The 22324-nt window shown below is 69.2% G+C and carries 19 protein-coding genes and 1 pseudogene; 6 read left to right on the top strand and 14 right to left on the bottom strand.

The window, feature by feature from the left end; translation table 11 throughout:
* Positions 1–266 (bottom strand): annotated as a pseudogene (locus tag ACFXK0_RS28630) (2-keto-4-pentenoate hydratase); the annotation flags it as partial.
* A 289-nt stretch (positions 267–555) separates the two neighbouring features.
* On the opposite strand from ACFXK0_RS28630, the gene kstD reads away from it, so the two are divergent.
* Both kstD and ACFXK0_RS28620 read left to right on the top strand, forming a co-directional pair.
* Positions 556–2256, top strand: a complete 1701-nt coding sequence (gene kstD / locus ACFXK0_RS28625) for a 3-oxosteroid 1-dehydrogenase (protein WP_379414192.1) — start codon at positions 556–558, stop codon at positions 2254–2256.
* Positions 2257–2265: 9 nt separating this feature from the next.
* Complete coding sequence (locus ACFXK0_RS28620; RefSeq protein WP_379414190.1) at positions 2266–3126, top strand: MaoC/PaaZ C-terminal domain-containing protein; 861 nt, start codon at positions 2266–2268, stop codon at positions 3124–3126.
* Between the two features lie 48 nt (positions 3127–3174).
* On the opposite strand, the gene ACFXK0_RS28615 is transcribed toward ACFXK0_RS28620, so the two are convergent.
* From ACFXK0_RS28615 to zapE, 6 genes are all read right to left on the bottom strand, one after another.
* On the bottom strand, positions 3175–3603 hold the full coding sequence (locus ACFXK0_RS28615; RefSeq protein ID WP_379414188.1) for a hypothetical protein: 429 nt from the start codon (positions 3601–3603) through the stop codon (positions 3175–3177).
* Positions 3600–4874 carry a DUF58 domain-containing protein gene (locus tag ACFXK0_RS28610; protein WP_379414187.1) on the bottom strand — a complete coding sequence of 425 codons (1275 nt, stop codon included), beginning with the start codon at positions 4872–4874 and terminating at the stop codon, positions 3600–3602. Before ACFXK0_RS28610 ends, ACFXK0_RS28615 begins: the two co-directional genes overlap by 4 nt.
* Positions 4871–5833, bottom strand: coding sequence for an AAA family ATPase (locus ACFXK0_RS28605; protein WP_379414185.1), 963 nt, complete (start codon positions 5831–5833; stop codon positions 4871–4873). The genes ACFXK0_RS28610 and ACFXK0_RS28605 overlap by 4 nt, the downstream gene beginning before the upstream one ends.
* A gap of 17 nt (positions 5834–5850) precedes the next feature.
* Positions 5851–6375 carry a hypothetical protein gene (locus ACFXK0_RS28600; protein WP_379414184.1) on the bottom strand — a complete coding sequence of 175 codons (525 nt, stop codon included), beginning with the start codon at positions 6373–6375 and terminating at the stop codon, positions 5851–5853.
* Positions 6376–6474: 99 nt separating this feature from the next.
* The gene (locus ACFXK0_RS28595; RefSeq protein ID WP_379414183.1) at positions 6475–7407 is read right to left on the bottom strand and encodes a DUF4129 domain-containing protein; all 933 of its coding nucleotides are present in this window, start codon (positions 7405–7407) and stop codon (positions 6475–6477) included.
* A 126-nt stretch (positions 7408–7533) separates the two neighbouring features.
* Entirely contained in the window at positions 7534–8508 is a 975-nt protein-coding gene (zapE, locus tag ACFXK0_RS28590; protein WP_379414181.1) for a cell division protein ZapE, read from the bottom strand.
* Between the two features lie 64 nt (positions 8509–8572).
* Here zapE and ACFXK0_RS28585 point away from each other — a divergent pair, with 64 nt between their 5' ends.
* Positions 8573–9196, top strand: coding sequence for a TetR/AcrR family transcriptional regulator (locus ACFXK0_RS28585; protein WP_379414180.1), 624 nt, complete (start codon positions 8573–8575; stop codon positions 9194–9196).
* Here ACFXK0_RS28585 and ACFXK0_RS28580 read toward each other — a convergent pair.
* Entirely contained in the window at positions 9172–9606 is a 435-nt protein-coding gene (locus tag ACFXK0_RS28580; RefSeq protein ID WP_379414178.1) for an NUDIX domain-containing protein, read from the bottom strand. The genes ACFXK0_RS28585 and ACFXK0_RS28580 overlap by 25 nt on opposite strands.
* Positions 9607–10697: 1091 nt before the next feature.
* On the opposite strand from ACFXK0_RS28580, the gene ACFXK0_RS28575 reads away from it, so the two are divergent.
* Complete coding sequence (locus ACFXK0_RS28575) at positions 10698–11276, top strand: DapH/DapD/GlmU-related protein (RefSeq protein ID WP_379414177.1); 579 nt, start codon at positions 10698–10700, stop codon at positions 11274–11276.
* A gap of 6 nt (positions 11277–11282) precedes the next feature.
* Here the strand turns inward: ACFXK0_RS28575 and ACFXK0_RS28570 are convergent, their stop codons facing one another.
* From ACFXK0_RS28570 to ACFXK0_RS28545, 6 genes are all read right to left on the bottom strand, one after another.
* Positions 11283–12452, bottom strand: coding sequence for a lipid-transfer protein (locus ACFXK0_RS28570; RefSeq protein WP_379414175.1), 1170 nt, complete (start codon positions 12450–12452; stop codon positions 11283–11285).
* Positions 12449–12871: a MaoC family dehydratase gene (locus tag ACFXK0_RS28565; RefSeq protein ID WP_379414174.1), complete on the bottom strand. Its 423-nt coding sequence runs from the start codon at positions 12869–12871 to the stop codon at positions 12449–12451. Before ACFXK0_RS28565 ends, ACFXK0_RS28570 begins: the two co-directional genes overlap by 4 nt.
* 127 nt (positions 12872–12998) lie before the next feature.
* Positions 12999–13976, bottom strand: coding sequence for a bifunctional MaoC family dehydratase N-terminal/OB-fold nucleic acid binding domain-containing protein (locus ACFXK0_RS28560; protein WP_379414173.1), 978 nt, complete (start codon positions 13974–13976; stop codon positions 12999–13001).
* A complete protein-coding gene (locus ACFXK0_RS28555) occupies positions 13973–15136 on the bottom strand; it encodes an acyl-CoA dehydrogenase family protein (protein WP_379414171.1) in 1164 nt (387 codons plus the stop codon). The genes ACFXK0_RS28560 and ACFXK0_RS28555 overlap by 4 nt, the downstream gene beginning before the upstream one ends.
* Positions 15121–16200: an acyl-CoA dehydrogenase family protein gene (locus ACFXK0_RS28550; RefSeq protein WP_379414170.1), complete on the bottom strand. Its 1080-nt coding sequence runs from the start codon at positions 16198–16200 to the stop codon at positions 15121–15123. Before ACFXK0_RS28550 ends, ACFXK0_RS28555 begins: the two co-directional genes overlap by 16 nt.
* A 4-nt stretch (positions 16201–16204) precedes the next feature.
* Positions 16205–18331 carry an acyl-CoA dehydrogenase family protein gene (locus ACFXK0_RS28545; RefSeq protein WP_379414168.1) on the bottom strand — a complete coding sequence of 709 codons (2127 nt, stop codon included), beginning with the start codon at positions 18329–18331 and terminating at the stop codon, positions 16205–16207.
* Between the two features lie 158 nt (positions 18332–18489).
* On the opposite strand from ACFXK0_RS28545, the gene kstR reads away from it, so the two are divergent.
* Both kstR and otsB read left to right on the top strand, forming a co-directional pair.
* Complete coding sequence (gene kstR, locus ACFXK0_RS28540) at positions 18490–19104, top strand: cholesterol catabolism transcriptional regulator KstR (RefSeq protein ID WP_379414167.1); 615 nt, start codon at positions 18490–18492, stop codon at positions 19102–19104.
* A 325-nt stretch (positions 19105–19429) separates the two neighbouring features.
* Positions 19430–22000, top strand: a complete 2571-nt coding sequence (otsB, locus tag ACFXK0_RS28535) for a trehalose-phosphatase (RefSeq protein WP_379414165.1) — start codon at positions 19430–19432, stop codon at positions 21998–22000.
* Positions 22001–22324 lie beyond the last annotated feature (324 nt).

Below are 22324 nucleotides of genomic sequence, written 5' to 3'. Positions count from 1 at the left end.
ACCTCCATCTCGGCGAGCAGGTGACCGTAGTCGGGTTCGTCGACACCCATCATCTGCTGCATCGCCTTCGACGACAGCCCCACCTTGTGGCCGACCACCTTCGCGCCGGCGCGCAGCCTGCGCTGGATATTGAGCAGCTGGATCTCGTAGGCATCGACGACATCGATGTCGGGGAACCGATCGACCAGCGGCGACACGGCGACCCGCTCGTCTTCGGCGCGGGCGAGTTCATCGGCGAGTTGAGTTCGTACCGCGTCGGGCAGCACGCGGACCTCCTAGGCAGCACGGCAAGTACAGGTAGGCAGCACGGACGGACCAGGCCCACCCGGTCGGCGAGTCAAGCTCACACAACCAGCAGACCACAGCCCACCGAGCCGCAGGTTCAAACGGCAAAACTGTAACCGGTTTCGCCAGCAGGCGTCAGCCTTCCACCTGACAATACAACGCATCCGAAGGTGATTTCTATAACACGTTCCACCATATGGTGGGCAAACCTCCCGCACCGCTGGAACAAGTTCCAGTTTGGCCTGCCAAACCTGGGACGCCTTCTATAACGTGTTCTATATGACAGATCGGGAATACGATGTGGTGGTGGTCGGTAGCGGCGCCGCCGGGATGACCGCCGCCCTCGCCGCGGCGCACAAGGGACTGAGCGTTGTGCTGCTGGAGAAGGCAGCCCACTACGGCGGGTCGACAGCCCGATCCGGCGGTGGCGTGTGGATTCCGGGGAACAAGGCGCTGCTCGCCTCGGGCCGCCCCGACGACCGCGAGGACGCGCGCACCTACCTGCACAGCATCATCGGCGACGTGGTGCCCGCCGAGAAGATCGACACCTACCTCGATCGCGGCGCCGAGGCCTTCGACTTCGTTCTCGACCACACCCCCCTGAAGATGAACTGGGTGCCGGGCTACTCCGACTACTACCCCGAGGCGCCGGGCGGCCGCGGCGAGGGCCGTTCCTGCGAGCCCAAGCCGTTCAACGCCAAGGTGCTCGGTGCCGAGGTGGCCAATCTGGAACCGCCGTACGCCAAGGCGCCGCTCAATGTCGTGGTCACCCAGGCCGACTTCGTCCGGCTCAACCTGATCCGCCGCCATCCCAAGGGCGCGCTGCGGGCCATGCGGGTCGGCGCGCGCACCTACTGGGCCAAGGCCACCGGCAAGCACCTGCTCGGCATGGGTCAGGCGATCATCGCCGCCATGCGCAAGGGCCTGCTCGACGCGGGCGTCCCGGTGCTGCTGAACACCCCGCTCACCGACCTCGAGGTCACCGACGGCAAGGTCACCGGCGTCAAGGCCACCGTCGACGGCGAAACGGTGACCTTCACCGCCCGCTACGGCGTGGTGCTCGGCACCGGCGGCTTCGAGCACAACGCCGACATGCGCGCCAAATACCAGCGCCAGCCGATAACCACTGAGTGGACAACCGGCGCCGCGGCCAACACCGGCGATGGCATCGTCGCGGGCATGGCAGCGGGTGCGACGGTCGGATTCATGGAGGACGCCTGGTGGGGTCCGACCATCTTCAAGGGCGGCAAGCCCTGGTTCGCGCTGGCCGAGCGCAATCTGCCCGGCACCATCATGGTCAACGACCGGGGCGAACGGTTCGGCAACGAATCGGCGCCCTACGTCGAGGCCGTGCACACCATGTACGGCGGTGAGTACGGTCAGGGCGCCGGTCCGGGCGAGAACATCCCCGCCTGGCTGGTGTTCGACCAGCGCTACCGCAACCGCTACATCTTCGCCGGGCTGCAGCCGGGTCAGCGCTTCCCCAAGCGCTGGCTGGAGAACGACTTCATCGTCAAGGCCGACACCATCGCCGAGCTGGCCGAACGCATCGGGGTGCCGGTGGACAAGCTGACCGCCACGGTCGAGCGGTTCAACGGTTTCGCCACCGCGGGCAAGGACGAGGACTTCGGGCGCGGCAACAGCCACTACGACCGCTACTACGGTGACCCCACCGTCAAGCCCAACCCGTGCCTGGCCGAGCTCTCGCAGGGCCCGTTCTACGCGGCCAAGATGGTGCCGGGCGATCTGGGCACCAAGGGCGGTCTGGTCACCGACACCTCCGGTCGGGTACTGCGCGAAGACGATTCGGTGATCGAGGGCCTCTACGCCGCGGGCAACTCCAGCGCCCCGGTGATGGGCCACACCTACGCGGGTCCCGGCGCCACCATCGGCCCCGCGATCACCTTCGCCTATCTCGCGGTGCTCGATATCGTCGCCGCGAAGGCGGCCGAGGCCGCCCCGACCTCCTAGGAGAGAGCAATGCCGATCGACCTCCAGACCGCGCTCGGCGCGGAACTGCCGGTCCGCGAGTTCAGCTGGACGCCGACCGACGTCCAGCTCTACCACCTCGGGCTGGGCGCCGGCGCGCGCTTCACCGACCCGGCCGAGCTGCGCTACCTGACCGACGGCACGCCGCAGGTGCTGCCCACCTTCGCCGCGGTCGCGCCGACACTGGGTGAGACCGAGCCGCCGCGGGTGAGTTTCCCGGGTATCGAGATCGACCTGGCCAAGGTCGTACACGGGCACCAGGAGATCGAGGTGCACCGCACGATCCCGGCCGCGGGCAAGGCGACGATCTATCGCAAGATCAGCGAGATCTGGGACAAGGGCGCCAACGCGGTGGTCGTGCAGGAGCACCGCATCGTCGGCTCCGACGGCGACCCGCTGTGGACCGCGCGCTCGTCGATCTTCGCCCGCGGTGAGGGCGGTTTCGGCGGCGAGCGCGGGCCCAGCGCCAAGACCGCGCTGCCGGAGCGGGCACCCGACGCGGAGCTGCTCGCCCCGACGCTGCCGCAGCAGGCCCTGCTGTACCGGCTCTCCGGTGACCGCAACCCGCTGCATTCGGATCCCGAATTCGCCGCAGGCGCGGGCTTTCCGGCGCCGATCCTGCACGGGCTGTGCACCTACGGTGTGGTCTGCAAGGCGATCACCGACGCCCTGCTCGACAGCGACGCCACCCGCGTGGCCGGGTTCCGCGCCAAGTTCGCCGGCGTGCTGTACCCCGGCGAGACCCTGCGGATCAAGGTCTGGCGCGAGGGCGCGGAGTTCATCGGCGGCGTCACCGTCGTCGAACGCGAGGACGCGCCCGTGCTGACCGAGGTCAGCCTGCGCATCGCCTGAGGCGAACACTCGATCACCACGCTCTGACACCAGAGCGTGGTGATCTTGTCATTCCTGGGGTCGCGGGGTGAGGCTGCCGACGAGCAGGGCGTAGATCAAGACGATGAGAACGGGAGCCGCCAGTGGCGCCCAGGCCAGCTGGACCGGGACCAGGGCCGCGGTGGCCGCGGCGATGGTGAACAGGACCGCGCCGCCGACCGAGGGGATGGTCGTCGGGACGACGCCTTCAGGAGCGTGCAGGACCGCCGCGTTGAGCAGGTAGGTGGTGGCCACCAGACCGGTCGCGGCGGCGGCGATCACGCCGACATCGGCGAAGGCGAGCACGCCGATCACCACCAGGACCGCGCCGATCGAGGCAGGCCGCCACCACCAGCTCGCGATGACCAGCGCCAGCGCGGCCAGGCCGGCCGGTGGGGTGATCAGCGCGACGGCGGCGACCAGCAGCAGGCCGGCGAGCAGGGCGAGGAATCGGATCATCGGCGCACCCGGACTGTTCGGCGATGCTGGGGCAGCAGGCGCATGGCCTGATCGAGCCGGGTCTCCTCCGGCCAGGCGATGATGTCGACGCCGACGGTGCCCATGTCGCGATACATCGAGGCCCGCTCGAGCTGCCACATCTTGGCCATGGTCGGGTCGAGCCCCTCGGCGAAGGGGGTGCCGCGCAAGACGTCCACCGCGACCACCACGTGCCCGCGTTTGCGCAGGTCGATCAGGGCCAGCGCGAACTGGGTGTCGAGCAGGGTGGAGAAGGCGACCACGATCGCGCCGATCGGCACCGCGGCGTGCGGGGCCAGCGTGCCGGTGGTCTCGACGTGCTCGTCGCCGACGCCGAGGACGGTGTCGACGATGCGATAGAACTGCCTGCGGCCGATGTCGGGACGCAGCCAGCGTGGCGATTCGCCCAGGCAGACCACGGCGGTGCGGTCACCGGCTTGCAGCGTGGACTGCACCACCTGCGCCGCGCCGCGCACCGACAGTTCGAGCGAGGCGCTGGCCGGACCGGGCGCCTGCTGGGAGGTGTCGACCAGGACCACCACGTCCGCGGAGCGGTTGGTGAAGCGCTCGGTGACATAGAGCCTGCCGCGCCGCGCGCTCACCGGCCAGTTCACCGTGCGCAGCTGATCGCCCGGCGCGTAGGCGCGGATGTCGGCGTATTCCACACCCGGTCCGTGCTTGCGGGTCAGGTGGGTGCCGATGCGGTCCGGAAGTTCGGTGCGCGGCAAGCGCATTCGCTGCGGGTCGGCGATCGGGTACACGTACAGGTTCGCCGCGGGCAGCTCGGCGGTCGCGACCGCGAGCCCGGCCGGACTCAGCGCGGACACCTTGACCTGCACCGGATAACGCCCCCAGCGCCCGGCCGAGAGCGACAGGTCGAGGCCCGCGGGCGCGCCACCGGAGTCGTGCGCCTCCTCGACCTCGAGGCCGAGGCCGTCCAGCGGCACCGGCGTCATCCGCAGCAGCGCGTGCCCGCTCTCCACGAAAGCCGCCGCACTGCAACCGATCACCTCGTTCTCGAAGCAGCGCACCGTGCCGCTGCCGTCGACCTGGATGCGGGTGCGGCCGTGCTGCCACGGCGCGGTCGCGAGTACCCCGAGCATCGGCGCCGCGAACACGACCAGCTGCCACTGTCCGCGCAGCACCGCGACGACCAGTGCCACGGCGGCACAGCCGGCCAGGATGAACACCAGCGGCGCGGGCCGCCAGCGCAGGTCGACCTCGACCGTCCTGGATTCGTCGCGGTGCTTCATGTGCTGGTGGCGCGGGGCACCGGTAGCCGGCGAAGCAGTTCGGTGATGACGTCCTCACCGCGGATCCGGCGCACCCACATCTCCGGGCGCAGCGTGATCCGGTGCGCCATCGCGGGCACCGCGAGCGCCTTCACGTCCTCCGGGATGACATAGTCGCGCCCGAGCAGCAATGCCCTGGCCCGCGACATCTGCACCAGATCGAGTTCGGCGCGCGGACTGGCGCCGACCTCCACCTGCGGGTGGCTGCGGGTGGCCGAGGCCAGCGCGACCACGTAATTCACCACATCGGGATGCACCGTGACGAACTCGACCGACTGGCGCATCTCCATCAGCCCGTGCGCGTCGACCACCTGGCCGACCTGCGGTGGGGTGGAACCACGTTCGAGCCTGCGCCGGATCATCTGCGTCTCGTCCTGTTCGGACAGATAGCCGAGGCGCAGCTGGATCGCGAACCGGTCGAGCTGGGCCTCGGGCAGCGGGTAGGTGCCCTCGTACTCGATCGGGTTGTCGGTGGCCAGCACGATGAACGGCTGGGGCAGCAGGAAGGTTTCGCCGTCGATGCTGACCTGGCCCTCGGCCATGGCCTCCAGCAGCGCCGCCTGCGTCTTGGGCGGGGTGCGGTTGATCTCGTCGGCGAGCAGGACATTGGTGAAAACCGGACCGCGACGGAAGTTGAACCGGCCCGACGACATGTCGTAGATCGTCGAACCGAGCAGGTCGGCGGGCAGTAAATCGGGCGTGAACTGGACCCGCGTGAAATCCAGTCCGAGCGCGGCCGCGAACGACCGCGCGATCAGTGTCTTACCAAGGCCTGGGAGGTCCTCGATGAGGACGTGTCCTCCGGACAGCACGGCGATCATGATGAGCTGCAACTCATCTCGCTTGCCGACCACGACCCGTCCCAGCTCACGCAGCACGGCGTCGGAGCGCTGGACGGTCACGTTCAACGGCATTGTCATCGGTGGCCTCTAACCCCTCACATCGTCTGCAATCGGCGCAGGATCTCGTCCAGCGCCTCTCTACCCGGTGCGCGACCGGTCTGATCGCGCAATGCCGAGTTCGCCGGATCCACCCACAGCCACAGTTCAGGACCGAACTGCAACTGCCCGGCGGCTTCGGTGGCTCTGCGGTTCTTGGCGACGCGCAGGCCGGTGGACAGTTCGAACTCCTTGGCCAGCAGGGGGCGCAGGTGGCGATCCCAGTCGGCACGGGTGCCGTCGGCACGGGCGGTCAGCATCTCCGCGCGCGCGTGCCAGCGGCCGAGCATCTCGGCTGGACCGTTGTCGATGTATTCGGTCAGCGGTTCCTCGCGCAGCACCCGGTGCCGCATCGAGCGGACCAGTACGGCCAGCGCGACAGCTACCGGGAACGCCACCGCGAGCAGCACGAAATCGCGGTCGAGCCGCAGCAACGCGATCTCGATCAGCACCACGGCCACGACCGCGAAACCGATCACTGCTCCCCGGCCTGCGCCCTCGTTCGACTCCACCTCGGTCGTCACGCCGCCTCCCTCGGGCGCTGACTGTTCATGCTGTCTCCGTCGGGCATGAGCGGGCGCCCTGCGTGGTTACGCAAGCTACCGCCTCCGGGCGCTGACCGTTCATGCCGCCACCAGCCTTCGTTGCAGATCGGTGAGCACGATGCGCAGCAGTTGTTCGGCGCGCATGCGCTGCCATTCGAGCATGGAGTGCGGACTGAACCGCGCCTCTTCGAACAGGGCGACCAGCTCACGTGCCGAAGCATCGTGCAGCACACCGCTTTCGAACGCGCGCGCGAGCACCTCCATGGGGGTGTCGGAGGCTTTCGGGCGGGCGGCGAGGTCGCTGGACAGGCCGCGTTCCATCGCCACGTAGCAGGCGATGATGGCGGTGCGCGGGTCCTGGCCGGGCGCGTTCATCGCGGCCAGGCCCATCTCGGCGGCCCTGGTGAGCGAATCCACGTCGCTCGGTGTCGGTTCCGGCTCGGCGGGGGCCGCGGTCGTGGTCTCGCGACGGGCGGCCACCGCGACGACCACCAGACCGACTACCGCGACGGCGATCAGCACGACGGCCAGCACGGCCGCGATGAGCAGCGCGGTGCCGGTGAGCTCATGCGGGCCGGTGCCCGGATCTGGGGCGGGCGCGTCGGTGGGGGTCGGCACCGGACCGGAGCCCTCGGGCAGCGTCTCCGCGGCCGGGCGCATGGGCCGGGCGCCGGGCAGCAGGAACAGCGCGGTGACACCGCCGGCGAAGACCAGCGCGATCACAGCCACCGCGATCGGCGCCAGCACCACCATCCGCCGCCACTGGAAACGCGGCAGGGTTTCGCTCTCGTGTTGCGGCATGGCCAGCGGCAGACGATGCTGACTGGCGATCACTCCCGCCACGAGGATGACGATGGACACCAGCAGCAACACCGGCATCACCGCGACCAGCAGCGGATTGGGCGTGCCCGCCGACTCGGCGCCCGCCTCGGGCAGGTAGCCGTGCAGTGCGATGGTCGCCGCGGCTACCAGCACGATCACGACGATCGCCCGCGGTATGGGCTGATTCACCCCGATCACAGCTGTACCACCAAACCCCAGTGCCTGCACAAAACAGCCACATAGTTACATGCCGAGTGGTTCGCTCGGGAGGAAATCGCTTCTTTTGGATTACCTCCCTTTTATTGTGCCCCCGTATCAGTGGGCTTGTTGAGCGGAACAAACGATCAGCGGCAACTCGCCGAGGCGGCTCGTGGTCCGCGCCAACTCCGCGACACCCGGCACTCCCGAGGTCAATTCGGCCACCCGCTCGGCGGCGTGGATCGTGCACGGGATGTCGGCGTCGTAGAGCACGTCGATGAGATTGACCAGCCGCATGGCCCAATCCGGCGGCACGGTGCGCAGCGGCGGGACCTCACGCAGGGTCCAGTGCCGGAACCGGGTGAGCAGGGCGAGATAGTCGGCGGCGCCGGTCGGTGTGCCGCACAGCTGCCGGAAATCGAAGGTCACAGCATCGGCATCGACCGAGGTCGCGCGCACTGTACGCCCGTTTCCGAGGTCGATATCCACGCCGGCGCGAATCACCGGGCCCGAGGTGCCGTCCGGGTCGAGGACGTAGCCGCCCGCGCAGAAGCCGGTGTCGCGCCGGGTGGCGAGGGTGCGGTAGTCGAGTGGGCCGTCGAGGGTGATGACGTCGAGATGGTCGAGGATGCGGGTGATGGTGGGCACGAAGTGGTCGTGGAACAGCGGGTTCGGCAGCAGTTCGGCGGGTGCGTAGTTCGAGGTGACCACCAGCGTGCGGCGCTGGGCGAAGAGGGTGTCGAGCAGGCGGGTGACGAGCATGGCGTCGCCGATGTCGTTGACGTGGAATTCGTCGAAGCAGACCAGGTCGGCGTCGTCGAGCAGGGCGGCGACGGCCCGTTCAATCGAGCCGAGGTCGTGGGCCGCGGTGTGCAGCGCGGCGAAGAAGCCGTGGAAGTGGAAGCGGCGCTTGCGGTTCGAGGCCACCGTGGCGAAGAACCGGTCCATCACCATGGTCTTGCCGCGTCCCGGTCTGCCGTGCAGGTAGCGGCCACGCTGCCGCTTGCGGGGGCGGGCGTGCCGGTCGAGCAGGGCGGCGAGCGCGTCACCGGCGGCCAGCTGGGCGGGGTCGAGAATTATGTCGGGGTGCATGACAACCTCCTTGTCCTCTACAGTTGTAGAGGACCGAACCGCAGAGCGACCAGCGAAGGTGACGATGTCCACAGACCGGCGCAACCAGCTCGTGACGGGCGCGATCGACCTCATCGCGACCCGCGGCATCCGCGCACTCACCCACCGCGCGCTCGACACCGCGCTCGAGCTCCCACCCGGCTCCACGTCCTACTACTTCCGCACCAGGCACGCCCTGATCGCCGCGGTCGCCGACGGCATCACCGCCCGCTCCCGCGCCGACTTCGCCACGCTGCACGACATCACGCAATCAGGCGAATCCGCAGGTCAACGCACGGTCCGACCCGACCCCGCCGAGATCGCCCATGGCATCGCGGGCTGGCTCGCGCGGCCGCTCACCCACCGCCGCAACGAACTCATCGCCCGGCACGCACTGCTCATCGAGGTACTCGGCGACACCGAGCTACACGCCCGCCTGGCAGGCAGCCTGTTCTCCCTGGACCGCGCGACCGAACTGTTCGACACACTGGGCGCCACCGACCCCGCGGCTACCGCGGGCGATTTCCTCGCCCTGCTGGAAGGACTGGTCTTCGACCGCTTCGCCGGAGTCCGCGCCGGCCTGCCCGCAACCATCGAGCAGCTTTCCGGTCCAGTCTCACAGTTTCTACACAACGCTGGTCGTGACTATTCCCAACCCAATTCGGAATAGGTTTTGACGGAATTCAATGCGGTAATTCCGAGCGCGGAATATTCGATCAGGTTCGCGGGCAGATCATTCAGCGGAAACCACTGCAGTGCATAGCATTTGTCGGGTTCCCTATTGAAAGGCTCGCCGCGCCACCGCGCGACGCGAAAGAACAGCCCGATCCGCGCGTCACGCCCCGGCGCGGTCACATGGGCGACGTGGCACAGGTGCAGCGCGCCGGGCTCGATCTCGACACCGATCTCCTCGGCAGCTTCCCTGGCCGCCCCCGCCGTCGCGGACTCCCCCGCCTCGAGCTTGCCCGAGGGTAGATGCCAGCGGTTGTCGTACTCGTCACCACTGCGACGCAGGCTCAGCAGAATCTGCCCGTCCCGGACGAGCAGCAGATGGACATCGACGACGTGGCGTGTGATCACCCACCGAGCCTACGAACCCACCCGTCCACGACGGGCGACACCCAGCCACTCAGTTCGCGACGCCGCACTACAGGGCGCAGGGGTCGTCGATGGCTGCGGAGCCGTTCGTCGTCCGCATGATGACCCACATACGCGACCGATTGGCCACGACCCAACACCGGGCCGTCGGGTCGCCGCCCTCGTGATACCTGCGATGGGCCCGTCCACGATAGTCGCAAACTCAGTTATATTGTTGTGCAGCAGGTTAGACATCCTGGCGATGCGGGAGAACACATGTCGGAAGGTCCGGGAGCTGCTCAACTGGACGAGCAGCGCACGGGGGTGAATTGGCAGAGGGTTGGCGCCATCGCCGGCGTACTGGCGCTACCCTTCGCAGTCCTGGTGCCGCTGCTGACCTCCGGGGCGGAGACCCCGGAACCCCCAGTCGATTCAACGCCCCCGCCGACAGATGTCAGCCAGTTGGCGCCATCGAGCGCGGTTGTGCGAACGAGCGTAACGACCACACATCCCACTTCGACCTCAGCTGTCGAGCCTCCAGTGTTCAGCAGCGGCAGTCTCTCCGACTTCTATGGAACCGACGCGTCGCCGTGGGGAGTTCATATACGCACTTCGTCGGCGAGCTGGATCACGAATTCCACTGATGTCGCGACCGTCGTGATCGATCCGGAGATCGGCGTCTCTGCAAATAGCGGTGCGATGTTCGCGGATGTCCCTGACACAACCTATGCGACCTGCGCGGCGGGGCAGTATGATGTGCAGCTGCGGACATGGGAGCAGCTACCTTCCGGTACCACACTGTGCATCAAGACCGCTGACCGCAGGGTTGGGCGGATCCAATTCCTATGGAAGCCAGGCAGACTCGGTGCCACTGACATCAGGGTCGTCGGGCTGATATGGGAGCCCAGGCAGCCGTAGGTATTCAGGTGGCACTGTCTCCACCTGAAGCACGGCAGGTCGCTGACCGTGATCAAGCGCGGCGGGCCCTACCGGGTGGGCCACGCGCTATGTGGGCCGCTGAATTGTTCAACGTGGCGTGGGATCACCCACCGAACCTACGAACCCACCGGCCCCGGATAGGCGAGAATCGCTCGATGGCAAGCGATCCCCTCATGCTCATCCACGACACCGAACGTCTCGCCCAGGGCGAAGCGGTACTCGGTGCCGAGTTCTCCGCGATGCACCAGCGGGTACTGGCGGTCACCGCGCTGACCTCGCGGCTCAACATCACGCCCTTCGAGGACGAGGCGGCCAAGGCGGCGCTCTTCGAGCAGATCCTGGGCCGCCCACTGCCGGCGGGCGTCACCATCTACCCGCCCTTCTACACCGACCACGGACTGAACCTGGAGCTGGCGGAGAAGGTATTCGTCAACCAGGGGTGCACGTTCCTGGACTACGCGGGCATCCGGCTGGGGCGGGGCGTGATGATCGGCCCGAGGGCCTCGCTGATCACCATGAGCCACCCCGTCGACCCGGTGGCACGGCGCAAGTACCTCACCGGCGGACCGATCGACGTGGCGGACAACGTGTGGATCGGTGCGGGCGCGACGATCCTGCCCGGGGTCAGCATCGGACGCGACGCGGTGATCGCCGCGGGCGCCGTCGTGGCCGACGACGTCCCCGCGGCGAGCCTGGTGACCGGCTCCAAGGGCACGGTGCACCGTAGCTGGTAGCCCCGTCTAGGCGGTCAGGACCAGGCCCGAGGTGGGGACGCCGGTACCGGCGGTGACGAGGATGCGCTCGAGCTCGTCGACCTGGTTGACCGAGGTGCCACGGATCTGGCGCACCGCCTCGGCGATGCCGTTCATGCCGTGGATGTAGGCCTCGCCGAGCTGGCCGCCGTGGGTGTTGAGCGGCAGCCGTCCGCCGAGCTCGATGGCACCGTCGGCGATGAACTCCTTGGCCTCACCCCTGGCGCAGAAACCCAGCTCCTCGAGCTGCATGAGCACGAACGGGGTGAAGTGGTCGTAGAGGATCGCGGCCTGCATGTCGGCGGCGGTCAGGCCGCTCTGCGCCCACAGCTGGTCACCGACCAGGCCCATTTCCGGCAGGCCGGTCATGGCGTCGCGGTAGTAGCTGGTCATCACGTACTGGTCGGCGCCGCTGCCCTGCGCGGCGGCGGCGATGACCGCCGGGCGCTGCGGCAGATCCTTGGCGCGTTCGGCGCTGGTGACCACGATGGCCACACCACCGTCGGACTCCTGGCAGCAGTCCAGCAGGTGCAGTGGTTCGGCGATCCAGCGCGAATCCTGGTGCTGCTCCAGGGTGATCGGCTTGCCGTAGAAGAAGGCGTTCGGGTTCACCGCGGCATGCTTGCGATCGGCCACCGCGACGGCACCGAAATCGGCACTGGTCGCCCCGGTGACGTGCATGTACCGGCGCGCGACCATCGCGACCTGCGCGGCCGGCGTGCCCAGACCCTGCGGATAGGCCCAGCCCGCGTCGATCCCCGAGGACGTCGGCGCGGCGGCCAGCGCGGGCGAGAACTGCCCGAAGCGGGCGCCGGAACGCTCGTTGAACGCGCGATAGGCGACCACCACGTCGGCCACCCCGGTCGCGACGGCCATGGCCGCCTGCTGCACCGTCGCGCACGCCGCGCCGCCGCCGTACCCGATGTGGCTGAAGAACTTCAGGTGCGGGATGCCGACGGCCCTGGCCACGGCGGCCTGGGTGTTGGTGTCCATGGTGAAGGTGGTCAGGCCGTCGACGTCGGCGGGGGTGAGGCCCGCGTCAGCCAGTGCCGCACTGACCGCCTCGGCCGCCAGCCGCAATTCGCTGCGGCCGGAGTCCTTCGAGAAATCGGTGGCGCCGATGCCGACGATGGCAGCGTGCCCGGACAGGCCCGTCATGACTGCTCCAAAGAGGGTAGGTCGATCACCGCGGTCGCCGTGATGTGCTCGCCGAGGCTGTCGCGGCCGCGCACATCGATGCTGACCCGCGCGCCGTCGATCGCGGTGACGGTGCCCGAAAGGGTCAGCGTGTCACCGGAATACAGCGGCACACCCAGGCGCAGCGCGATGGACTTCACGACCGCGGCCGGCCCGGCCCAGTCGGTGACGAAGCGCTGCACCAGGCCGGTGTCGGTGAGGATATTGACGAAGATGTCGCTGGACCCGCGCTCGACCGCCTTGTCGCGGTCGTGGTGCACGTCCTGGAAGTCCCTGGTGGCCAGGGCGGTGCTGATCACGAAGGTGGGATCGGCGTGGATCACCAGCTCCGGTAACGCGGTGCCCACCGCTAGCGCGGTGAGATCGACGGTGGAGGTCATCGTGGCGTCCTTTCCGGACGGCGGCGCACAGCGCGCGAGACGGTGCGGCGAGCTACGGGCAGGCTGGTCGATCGCGGAAGCGGCCCCGGACAGCGGCGGCAGGCGGATAGCGGGCCTGCGTCCGCGCTCATGCGGGCGCCTGCCAGTACGGGAGCACCGTGCCGTCGGGCAGCCGCTCGAAGGCCGCCCGCACCGGTGTCCCGATGCTCACCTCGGCGGGATCGATACCGCGCAGCTCGCCGAGCATGCGCACACCCTCGTCGAGTTCGACCAGCGCGACCACGAAGGGCAGCTCGCGGCCGGGCACCTTGGGCGCGTGGTGCACGACGAAGCTGAACACCGTGCCGGTACCGGCGGCGACCACATAGTCGGTGGTCTCGGCCTTGTCCTGCCACAGGGCGGGCACCGGCGGATGCTGCAAGGTGCCATCGGGTCGGCGCTGGATGCGCAGCTCGCCGATTTCGGTTCCGGCCCAGAAGAATTCGGTGTCCTTGGAGATGACCGGTCCGACCCGGCCCTCGGGTGCGGGGGCGACATCGCCTGCCACCGCAGCCGCGTCCTCCTTGGCCGCGGGCGCGAATTTCAGGATGCGGAACAGCATTTCGGTGACCACCTCGTCACCGACGGACCAGGTGGTGGTGAAGGTGAGGAACCAGCCGTCACCGAGCCCGGTTCGCTTGGGGCCCTTGAACTCCGAGAGCCTGCTGGTGACGCGCACCTCCTCGCCCGGCCGCAGGTAACGGTGGTAGGTCTGCTCGCAGTTGGTGCCGACCACCGAGGTGTAGCCCGCGTCGTCGAGCAGCTGGGTCGCCAGGCCGAGCGGGTCGTCGGCGGTGCGCACCCCGTGCAGGCCGTTCATCGTCCATACCTGCGCCATGGCGGGCGGGGCGACGATGCCGGGATGCCCGGCGGCCTTGGCGGCGGACTCGTCGACGTAGATCGGGTTGGTGTCGCCGATCGCCTCGACCCAGTTGTTGATCATCGGCTGGTTCACCGGGTCGCGCCCGGCGCGCGGCGCCGACTCACCGGCCGCGGCCAGCTTCGCCAGCGCCTCGGGGACCTCTTCTGGGGTGATGCTTTCCGGCACGCCCGGCTCCTTGCTCATCGGGGGACGCGCGGCAGTTCCAGGCCGGCCGAGGCCACCAGTTCGCGCATGATCTCGTTGACGCCGCCGCCGAAGGTGACGACGATGTTCTGCTTGGTCCGCCGGTCCAGCCACAGCAGCAGTTCGGCGGTGTCCGGTTCGGCGGGATCGCCGTAGCGGCCGATGATCTCCTCGACGATCCGGCCCGCTTCCTGCAGCGATTCGGTGGAGAAGATCTTGGTGGCCGAGGCGTCGGCGATCACGGTGTTCTGCGCGGCGGCCGGGTCGGCGGCGGCGACCTGCCAGTTCAGCAACTCGTTGAGCCGCACCATGGTCCGCACCCGGCCCAGCGCACGCCGCACCTCGGGCTCATCGAGCAGCTCGTGCGCGGCCGACCAGCCGTGCAGCCGCTCGTAGAGCTGCTCGATCTTGCCCGACGGCCCGAGGCTGACCCGCTCGTGGTTGAGCTGGGTGGTGATCAGACGCCAGCCCTTGTTCTCCTCGCCGACCAGCATTTCCGCCGGTACCCGGACGCCGTCGAAGTAGGTGGCGTTGGTGTGGTGGGCGCCGTCGCTGGTGATGATCGGCGTCCAGGAGTATCCCGGGTCCTTGGTGTCCACGATCAGGATGGTGATCCCGCGATGACGGGACTCGACCGATCCGGTTCGGCACGCCACCCACACGTAGTCGGCTTCGTGCGCTCCGGTGGTGAAGGTCTTCTGCCCGTTGATGATCCAATCGCCGTCGCTGTCCCGCACCGCGGTGGTGCGCAGGGCGGCCAGATCGGTGCCCGCGTCCGGTTCGGAGTAGCCGATGGCGAAGTGGATGTCACCGGAGAGGATGCCGGGCAGGAACTTCTTCTTCTGTTCCTCGGTGCCGTACTTCTGCAACGTCGGGCCGACGGTCAGCAGGGTCACCAGCGGCAGCGGCACATCGGCGCGCACCGCTTCGTTGAAGAAGATCTGCTGTTCCATCGGGCCGAAACCCTGGCCGCCGAATTCCTTCGGCCAGCCGACACCGAGCCAGCCGTCGGCGCCCATCCGGCGGACCACCGCGCGGTAGGCGTCGCCGTGCCGGTTGATCGCCATCTCGGCGTGTTCGGCGGGGGTGACGAGATCGGCGAAATAGGAACGCAATTCTTCGCGCAACCGCCGCTGCTCGGCGGTCAGATCGATGAACATCTTGCTCCCAGAAGGTCGAGGCGCAGACCAGCGCCACCGAGCAGGCGGGCGAGGTCTTTGGCCTGTGAGTAGTACCGGTGCATCGGGTGGGTGATGTCCGCGCCGAGGCCACCGTGCAGGTGATGACAGTGCTGCATGGCGCGCGGAACCTCCGCGGCCGCCCAGTAGGCCAGCACATCGAGGTCCTCATCGATGCGCTGCTGCTGTTCGGGCGTCGGATTGTCCTGTGCCAGCGCCCAGCAGGCCGATTCCGCGGCCACGTGCAGGGTCCGCGAGACCACGTACAGATCGGCGATCTGCTGGGCCACCGCCTGGAACTGCGCCAGCGGCCTGCCGAACTGTTCCCTGGTGCGCACGTGCTCGGCGGTGAGCGTGAGCGCGCCTTTGAGCAGGCCGTCGGCGACCGCTCCGATGCTCGCCAGGGCGTAGCGGTGCAGGGTGGGCAGCGCGTCGGGCAGCAGCTGGTCGGCCGGGATCTCGACCTCGTCGAGGACCAGCGTCGCCTCGGGGATCCCGGCCGAGCCGGTGACCGGCAGGATCTGCAACCCGGGCGCCACCGCCTCGACCAGGGCGACCCCGGCGTCGGTGGGGACCAGGATCCAGCGGGCCTGTTCGGCGTAGAGCACGCCGACCTTGCGGCCGGTGATCCGCACGGTGTCGCCCGCGCGCACGGCCGTGGTGGCCGGCGCGGTGGTGAACGGCGCGCCCACCTCGTTGAGCGCGGCGGTGAGCACCGTGCCCTTGCCGACCTCGGCGAGCACGCGTTCGGCGAGCTCGTCGGAGAGCTGGCTCAGCAGCGGCAGCACACCGAACCCGAAGGTCGGCAGGGCCGGTACCGCCACGGCGTCGGTGGCCAGCTCCATGAGCAGCGCCGACACCTCCAGCAGGCCCATGCCGTCGCCGCCGAAGCGCTCGGGCACGGGGACCGCGAGCAGGCCGGAGTCGATCAGGCTCGGCCACAATTCCATATCGCGGGCCTGCTCGCGTTCGAGCAGGCTCACGACCACCTCGGCTACTGCGTCGGCGCTTTCGTCGCGGGTGAAATCCACGGCGTCCTCCCTCATCGAGCTAACTGTCCGCATCGCGCGGCAGGCCGAGAATCCGTTCGGCGGCCACGGTCAGCAGAATCTGCTCGGTCCCGCCGGCAATCGAGAGACACCGGGTGAGCAAGAATTCTTTCAGAGCGTCACTGTCCAGGGAACCTTCTTCGCCAGAAAGTTCGAGTGCGTATTCCGCCAGATCCTGACGGTGCCGGACACCGACGAGTTTGCGGACGCTGGCTTGGGCGCCCGCGTCGACTCCGGCCATCGTCGCCACCGCGATCCGCTGCTCCAGCAACGAACCAGCGATCGAGGAGGTGATCAGGGCGCCGAAACGGTCCTCACGCAGTTCTGTTCCCCATCCACCGACCGGGAAACGGTCCAGCAGCGCCTCGAGCGCGCCACCGATACCGCCGCCGCCCATGGCGACACGTTCGGCCGAGAGCGTGGTGCGCGCGATCTTCCAGCCGTTGTTCAGATCGCCGACCAGGCAGTCGTCGGGGACGAACACGTCATCGAGGAAGACCTCGCTGAACCGGTCCTCGCCGGTGATCTGCACCAGCGGGCGCACCTGCACCCCGGCCGCGCGCATGTCGACGAGGAAGTAGCTGATCCCGCGATGCTTGGCGGCGCCGGCGTCGGTGCGGGCCAGGCAGATGCCCCAGTTGGCCAGCGAACCCAGCGAGGTCCACACCTTCTGGCCGCGCAGCTTCCAGCCACCGTCCACGCGTTCCGCGGTGGTGCGCAGCGCGGCCAGGTCCGAGCCCGCGCCCGGTTCGCTGAACAGCTGGCACCAGGTCACCTCGCCGTGCAGGGTCGGCCAGACGAACCGCTCGATCTGCTCGGGGCTGCCGAAACGCAGCAGGGTCGGCACCGCCCAGCCCGCGACGGCCAGGTCGGGGGTCTCCAGTTCGGCGCGGCGCAGCTGTTCGGCGATCTGCAGGCAGGTCATCGGATCGGCGCCGCGGCCGTACGGTGCCGGCCAGTGCGGCATGACCATGCCCGCCTCGACCAGCGCGCGCGGCTGTTCGGCCGGGTCGAGGGCGGCGATGGCGGCGATCTCGGCGGCCAGCGCGGAGTCACCGGTGGCCGCGCCCAGCACCCGTTCGGCGCCGGTGGTGCGGCGCTGTCCGGCCCGGCTCAGCTCGGTGACGCGGGCACGCCAGCGCGCCGAACCGCCGAGCAGCTGGCGCAGGGCACTGGCCCGGCGCAGGTAGAAGTGCGCGTCGTGTTCCCAGGTGAAGCCGATCCCGCCGAGTACCTGGATGGCGTCCTTGGCGGTGTCGACCGCGGCGTCGAGCGCGGCACTGGCGGCCACGGCGGCGGCGATCGGCAGCTCGGCGCCGCCCTCGTCGATCGCGGCGGCGGCGTCGGCGGCGACGGCGCGGATCAGCTCGGTGCGGCACAGCATCCAGGCGCAGATGTGCTTGATCGACTGGAAGCTGCCGATCGGCTTGCCGAACTGCTCACGGACCTTGGCGTAGTCGACCGCGGTGCGCAGGCACCAGCCGGCCACGCCGGCGAGTTCGGCCACCGCGAGGGTGACGAACAGGTCGGTGACATCGGCCTCCGGCGCGAAACCGTGCTCGGCCGCGACGGCGACCTCGGTGGCCTCGACCCGGGCCAGCGCCACGGTGTGGTCGCCGTGCGCGAGCGGGGTGATCGTCACCGCCTCCGGCTCGATCAGCAGCCAGCGGGTGCCGTCAACGGTGTTGGCGGGCACCAGCACCCGGGTCCGGTCGTCGGCGCCGTAGACGAAATCCCAACTGCCGGTGACGATCCAGCCGTCGTCGTCGGTGCCGGTGGCCTTGGCGGCCTGCTCGTCGGCGGGCACCGCGACCGCGACCGGGGTGCCATCGGCGACGGCTCCGGCGGTGATCAGCCCCGCCAGCGCGGTGGCCAGTACCGGCCCGGCGACCAGATCGTCGCCGGTCTGTTCCAGCATCACGGCCAGGTCGGTGACAGTGCCGCCGAGGCCGCCGTCGGCCTCGTCGAGGGCGACCTCGAACAGGCCGAACTCGGTCAGCGCGGGCCAGTAGTCGCGCCAGGCGCCCGGCCCGCCGGCCCGCATTGTTGCAATCGGCGCGACCGAACTCGCCCAGCCCCGCAGCGACTCCGCGGCGGCTTTATGCTCGTCAGTGGTGGCGATGGTCACAAGAAAATCCGCCCTTCCGGCGTGGTTCCCACTCCTAGAACATGTTCTAATATCCGGGCCGGGTATAAGTCAAGAGACCTACACTCGGGGATGTTCCAGGCGCACCAGCGGCGTGCGGCACAGCCGACGAAAATGCACTCAGCGAAAGGGTTTCCACGATGGACAGTCCCGCACCCACGCCCACCGTGACGACTTTGTCCGAGGACGAGCTGAGTTCCAACGCCCAGCGTGAGCGCCGTAAGCGCATCCTCGACGCCACCCTCGCACTGGCCTCCAAGGGCGGCTACGACGCGGTCCAGATGCGCGCGGTCGCCGAGCGCGCCGACGTCGCCGTCGGCACCCTGTACCGCTATTTCCCGTCCAAGGTCCACCTGCTCGTTTCGGCCCTGGCCAGGGAGTTCGAGCAGTTCGAGGGCAAGCGCAGACCCCTACCCGGCGACGGCCCGTCCGAGCGCATGCACGGCCTGCTCACCCAGATCACCCGGATGATGCAGCGCGACCCGCTGCTCACCGAGGCGATGACCCGGGCGTTCATGTTCGCCGACGCCTCCGCCGCCGCCGAGGTCGACCGGGTCGGCAAGGTGATGGACCGCGTCTTCGCCCGCGCGATGAGCGACGGCGAGCCCGACGAGCGCCAGCTCGCGATCGCCCGCGTCATCTCCGATGTGTGGCTGTCGAACCTGGTGGCGTGGCTCACCCGCCGCGCCTCGGCCACCGATGTCACGGAACGGCTCGAGCTCACCGTCGACCTGTTGCTGGGCAATCGCGGATAGCGCGGCAACACCGTCACAAATCGCCCACTCCTGTTGACAGGGGTGGGCGGTGGCGTTTCCAGTGGGAAGATGCATAGCCGAGCCCGCATATGCAAAACAGCGCATCTACCGGCCTGCCGAGCCTCCCCCGGCCCGCCGCACCCCCGGTGAGCACGCGCTGGGCACCACTCGGCCCGCGCGACGAGCGGCCGGATTTGCGGGGTGATCGCGAGCCACCACCCCGCCACCCGAACACACAACCCGCCGCGCCGCTCGCGCGCCAGAATTGACGCAGTATTGTTTTTCGCGCCCCCTGATCAACTACTCCGATCACTAGGTTGGATGCGTGAGCGCACAGGATCTGCCCCTGGATGTCCGCCGTGCACTGGCGTCGGTTGCACGCGTGCCACGGCTCTTGGTTGCCTCGGACTACGACGGGACCATCGCCCCGATCGTGTCCGACCCGGCGAAGGCCTTCCCCCACCGCGAATCGGTGAGCGCGTTACGCGCGCTGGCAGGGCTGGCCAACACCACCGCGGCGGTGATCTCCGGCCGGGCACTACGCGATCTGGCGGCGTTGTCCCGCCTGCCGGTCGAGGTGCAGCTGATCGGTAGTCACGGCTCGGAGTTCGACGTGGGCTTCGTGCACGCGATCGACAACGACGCCAAGCAACTGCTCACCGAGATCCAGTCGGCCTTCGCCAAGATCGCCGCCGAGAACCCCGGCGTGACCGTCGAGTCCAAGCCGGCCAGCGCCGCCCTGCACGTGCGCAATGCCAGCCCCGAGATCGGCAGGCGCGCACTGACTTCCGTGCGACAGGGCCCGGCCTGCTGGGTGGGCGTGCAGGTCACCGAGGGCAAGGCGGTGATCGAACTCGCGGTCATCCCGACCGACAAGGGCACCGCCCTCGACACCATCCGGCATCAGGAAAGCGCCTCGGCCGCAGTGTTCTTCGGCGACGACGTCACCGACGAGAAGGCCTTCCGGGTGCTGTCCGGACCCGATGTCGGCATCAAGGTCGGCGAGGGCGAGAGCCTGGCCAAGCTGCGCGTGGACTGCACCGAGGACGTAGCGCGCGCGCTGGCGTTCCTGGTGGAGGAGCGCCGCACCTGGCTGGCCGGCGCCAGCGCCCCGCGCATCGAACGGCTGTCCATGCTGGCCAGCCCGCGCTCGGTCGCGCTACTCACCCCCGACGCCACCGTCACCTGGTTCTGTCATCCCGAACCTGACTCGGCCGCGGTGTTCGCCCACCTGCTCGGCGGCGCGGCCGCGGGCCATTTCACCGTGGCGCCGGAGCGGGCCGGGCTGCCGCTGTCGCAGCGCTATGTCGACGGCACCATGACCGTCGAAACCCGCTGGGCCAGTTTGCAGGTGATGGACTACCTGCCGCACGACGTGGCACCCAACCGCACCGATCTGACCCGGGTGATCACCGGTGACGCCAAGGCCGTGGTGACCTTCGCGCCCCGGCCGGAATTCGGTCAGGTGTCGGTGCGCATCGAGGCGGTGCCCGGCGGCCTGCGGGTCAGCGGCACCAACGACCCGATGGTGTTGCGTTCCACCGGCGTGCAGTGGGAGATCGTCTCCGACGGGATCTCCGAGACCGCGCGCGCCGTCGTCGACCCGTCCGAGGGTCGGATCGTGCTCGAACTGCGCTGCGGCACAGCCGATCTCGCGCCGTCGATGACACCGGAGGCGCAGCGGCGCGCGCTCGCCGAGGAGTACTGGTCGCAGTGGTCGGCGGGCTTGCAGCTGCCGCCGCTGAAACCGGATCTGATGAAGCGCTCGGCGCTGACCCTGCGCGGGCTGGTGCACCGCCCGTCGGGTTCGATCCTGGCCGCGGCGACCACCTCGCTGCCCGAGGACATCGGCGGCGTGCGCAACTGGGACTACCGTTACTGCTGGCTGCGCGACGCCTCGCTGACCGCGCAGGCCCTGGTCTCCCTCGGCTCGCTGACCGAGGCCGAGGAGTTCCTGGACTGGGTACACAAGGTGCTCGCCACCCTGCCCGGCCCCGAACGCCTGCACCCGCTGTACACGATCTACGGCGAGACCCTGCCGCCGGAAGCCGTCATCGACCTGCTGCCCGGCTACGCCGGTTCGCGGCCGGTGCGCGTCGGCAACGCGGCCAATATGCAGGTGCAGCTCGACGTGTTCGGCCCGATCGTCGACCTGATCACCACCATGGCCCACGAGCGCGAACGCCAGGGCATCATCGAGGCGAGCAAGGCCCTGCCCGACGCCGACTGGGAACTGGTGCACGCCATGGTCTCGGCCGTGCAGCGACGCTGGACCGAGCCCGACCACGGCATCTGGGAGATCCGCGGCAACCCGCGCCACCACGTGTACTCGAAGGTGATGGGCTGGCTGACCATCGATCGCGCGCTCACCCTCGCCGAGCGCTTCGACCGCAACCCCGACCCCGACTGGGCCGGCCTGCGCGACACCATCGCCGAGGAGGTGAAGGCGAAGGGCTGGAACGAACAGGTGCAGTCCTACACCGCCGCCTACGACGGCACCGACCTCGACGCCGCCACCCTGCACATCGGCCTCAGCGGCCTGATCGACCCCGCCGACCCCCGCTTCGCGGCCACCGTCGTCGCCACCGAAGCCGAGCTCCGCAGCGGTGCCACCGTCTACCGCTACCATCACGACGACGGCCTGCCAGGCGGCGAAGGCGGCTTCCACCTGTGCGCCGCCTGGCTGGTCGAGGCCTACCTGCTCATCGGCCGCCGCTCCGACGCCGAAGCCCTCTTCGCCCAGCTGGTCGCCGCCGCAGGCCCCACCGGCCTGCTCAGCGAGGAATACGACCCGGTAGCCGAACGCTCCCTCGGCAACCACCCCCAGGCCTACAGCCACCTGGGCCTCCTCCGCTGCGCCCAACTGCTCAGCCAGCCGGCGAACGTACTGGTCTAACCCCGGCCCGGCGGAGTAGCCGGACAAACAGACCCGCTACTCCGCCACCTCACGCATTCCCAGCCACATCTCACGGCTCGAGTCCGCCACCTCCGCACTCGCGCCACACCACGCGGCTCGAGTCCGCAGGCTCCCGCACTACCAGCCACACCTCACCACCAAAGACCGCAGCCTCCCGCACTACCAGCCCACACCTCGCCACTTAAGTCCGCCACCTCCCGCACTCCCAGCCCCGCACATCCCGACCTCGAGGAGGGATCGCCGCGAAGCGGCGGTCGCGGCCGGGTCGCCGGTTAGGCGCCGTTTCGTACGCGACGAAGGAGC

The sequence above is a fragment of the Nocardia sp. NPDC059177 genome (genome assembly GCF_042755165.1).
Classification (GTDB): Bacteria; Actinomycetota; Actinomycetes; order Mycobacteriales; family Mycobacteriaceae; genus Nocardia.
The sequence above is the reverse complement of the archived record's forward strand: the minus strand, read 5'-3'. Positions and strand labels throughout refer to the sequence as shown.

Coding starts and splice junctions, on each gene's coding strand:
- ACFXK0_RS28620 (WP_379414190.1), top strand. CDS start 2,266: ATGCCGATCGACCTCCAGACCGCGCTCGGCGCGGAACTGCCGGTCCGC.
- ACFXK0_RS28615 (WP_379414188.1), bottom strand. CDS start 3,603: ATGATCCGATTCCTCGCCCTGCTCGCCGGCCTGCTGCTGGTCGCCGCC.
- ACFXK0_RS28610 (WP_379414187.1), bottom strand. CDS start 4,874: ATGAAGCACCGCGACGAATCCAGGACGGTCGAGGTCGACCTGCGCTGG.
- ACFXK0_RS28605 (WP_379414185.1), bottom strand. CDS start 5,833: ATGACAATGCCGTTGAACGTGACCGTCCAGCGCTCCGACGCCGTGCTG.
- zapE (WP_379414181.1), bottom strand. CDS start 8,508: ATGCACCCCGACATAATTCTCGACCCCGCCCAGCTGGCCGCCGGTGAC.
- ACFXK0_RS28585 (WP_379414180.1), top strand. CDS start 8,573: ATGTCCACAGACCGGCGCAACCAGCTCGTGACGGGCGCGATCGACCTC.
- ACFXK0_RS28575 (WP_379414177.1), top strand. CDS start 10,698: ATGGCAAGCGATCCCCTCATGCTCATCCACGACACCGAACGTCTCGCC.
- ACFXK0_RS28570 (WP_379414175.1), bottom strand. CDS start 12,452: ATGACGGGCCTGTCCGGGCACGCTGCCATCGTCGGCATCGGCGCCACC.
- ACFXK0_RS28565 (WP_379414174.1), bottom strand. CDS start 12,871: ATGACCTCCACCGTCGATCTCACCGCGCTAGCGGTGGGCACCGCGTTA.
- ACFXK0_RS28560 (WP_379414173.1), bottom strand. CDS start 13,976: ATGAGCAAGGAGCCGGGCGTGCCGGAAAGCATCACCCCAGAAGAGGTC.
- ACFXK0_RS28555 (WP_379414171.1), bottom strand. CDS start 15,136: ATGTTCATCGATCTGACCGCCGAGCAGCGGCGGTTGCGCGAAGAATTG.
- ACFXK0_RS28550 (WP_379414170.1), bottom strand. CDS start 16,200: ATGAGGGAGGACGCCGTGGATTTCACCCGCGACGAAAGCGCCGACGCA.
- kstR (WP_379414167.1), top strand. CDS start 18,490: ATGGACAGTCCCGCACCCACGCCCACCGTGACGACTTTGTCCGAGGAC.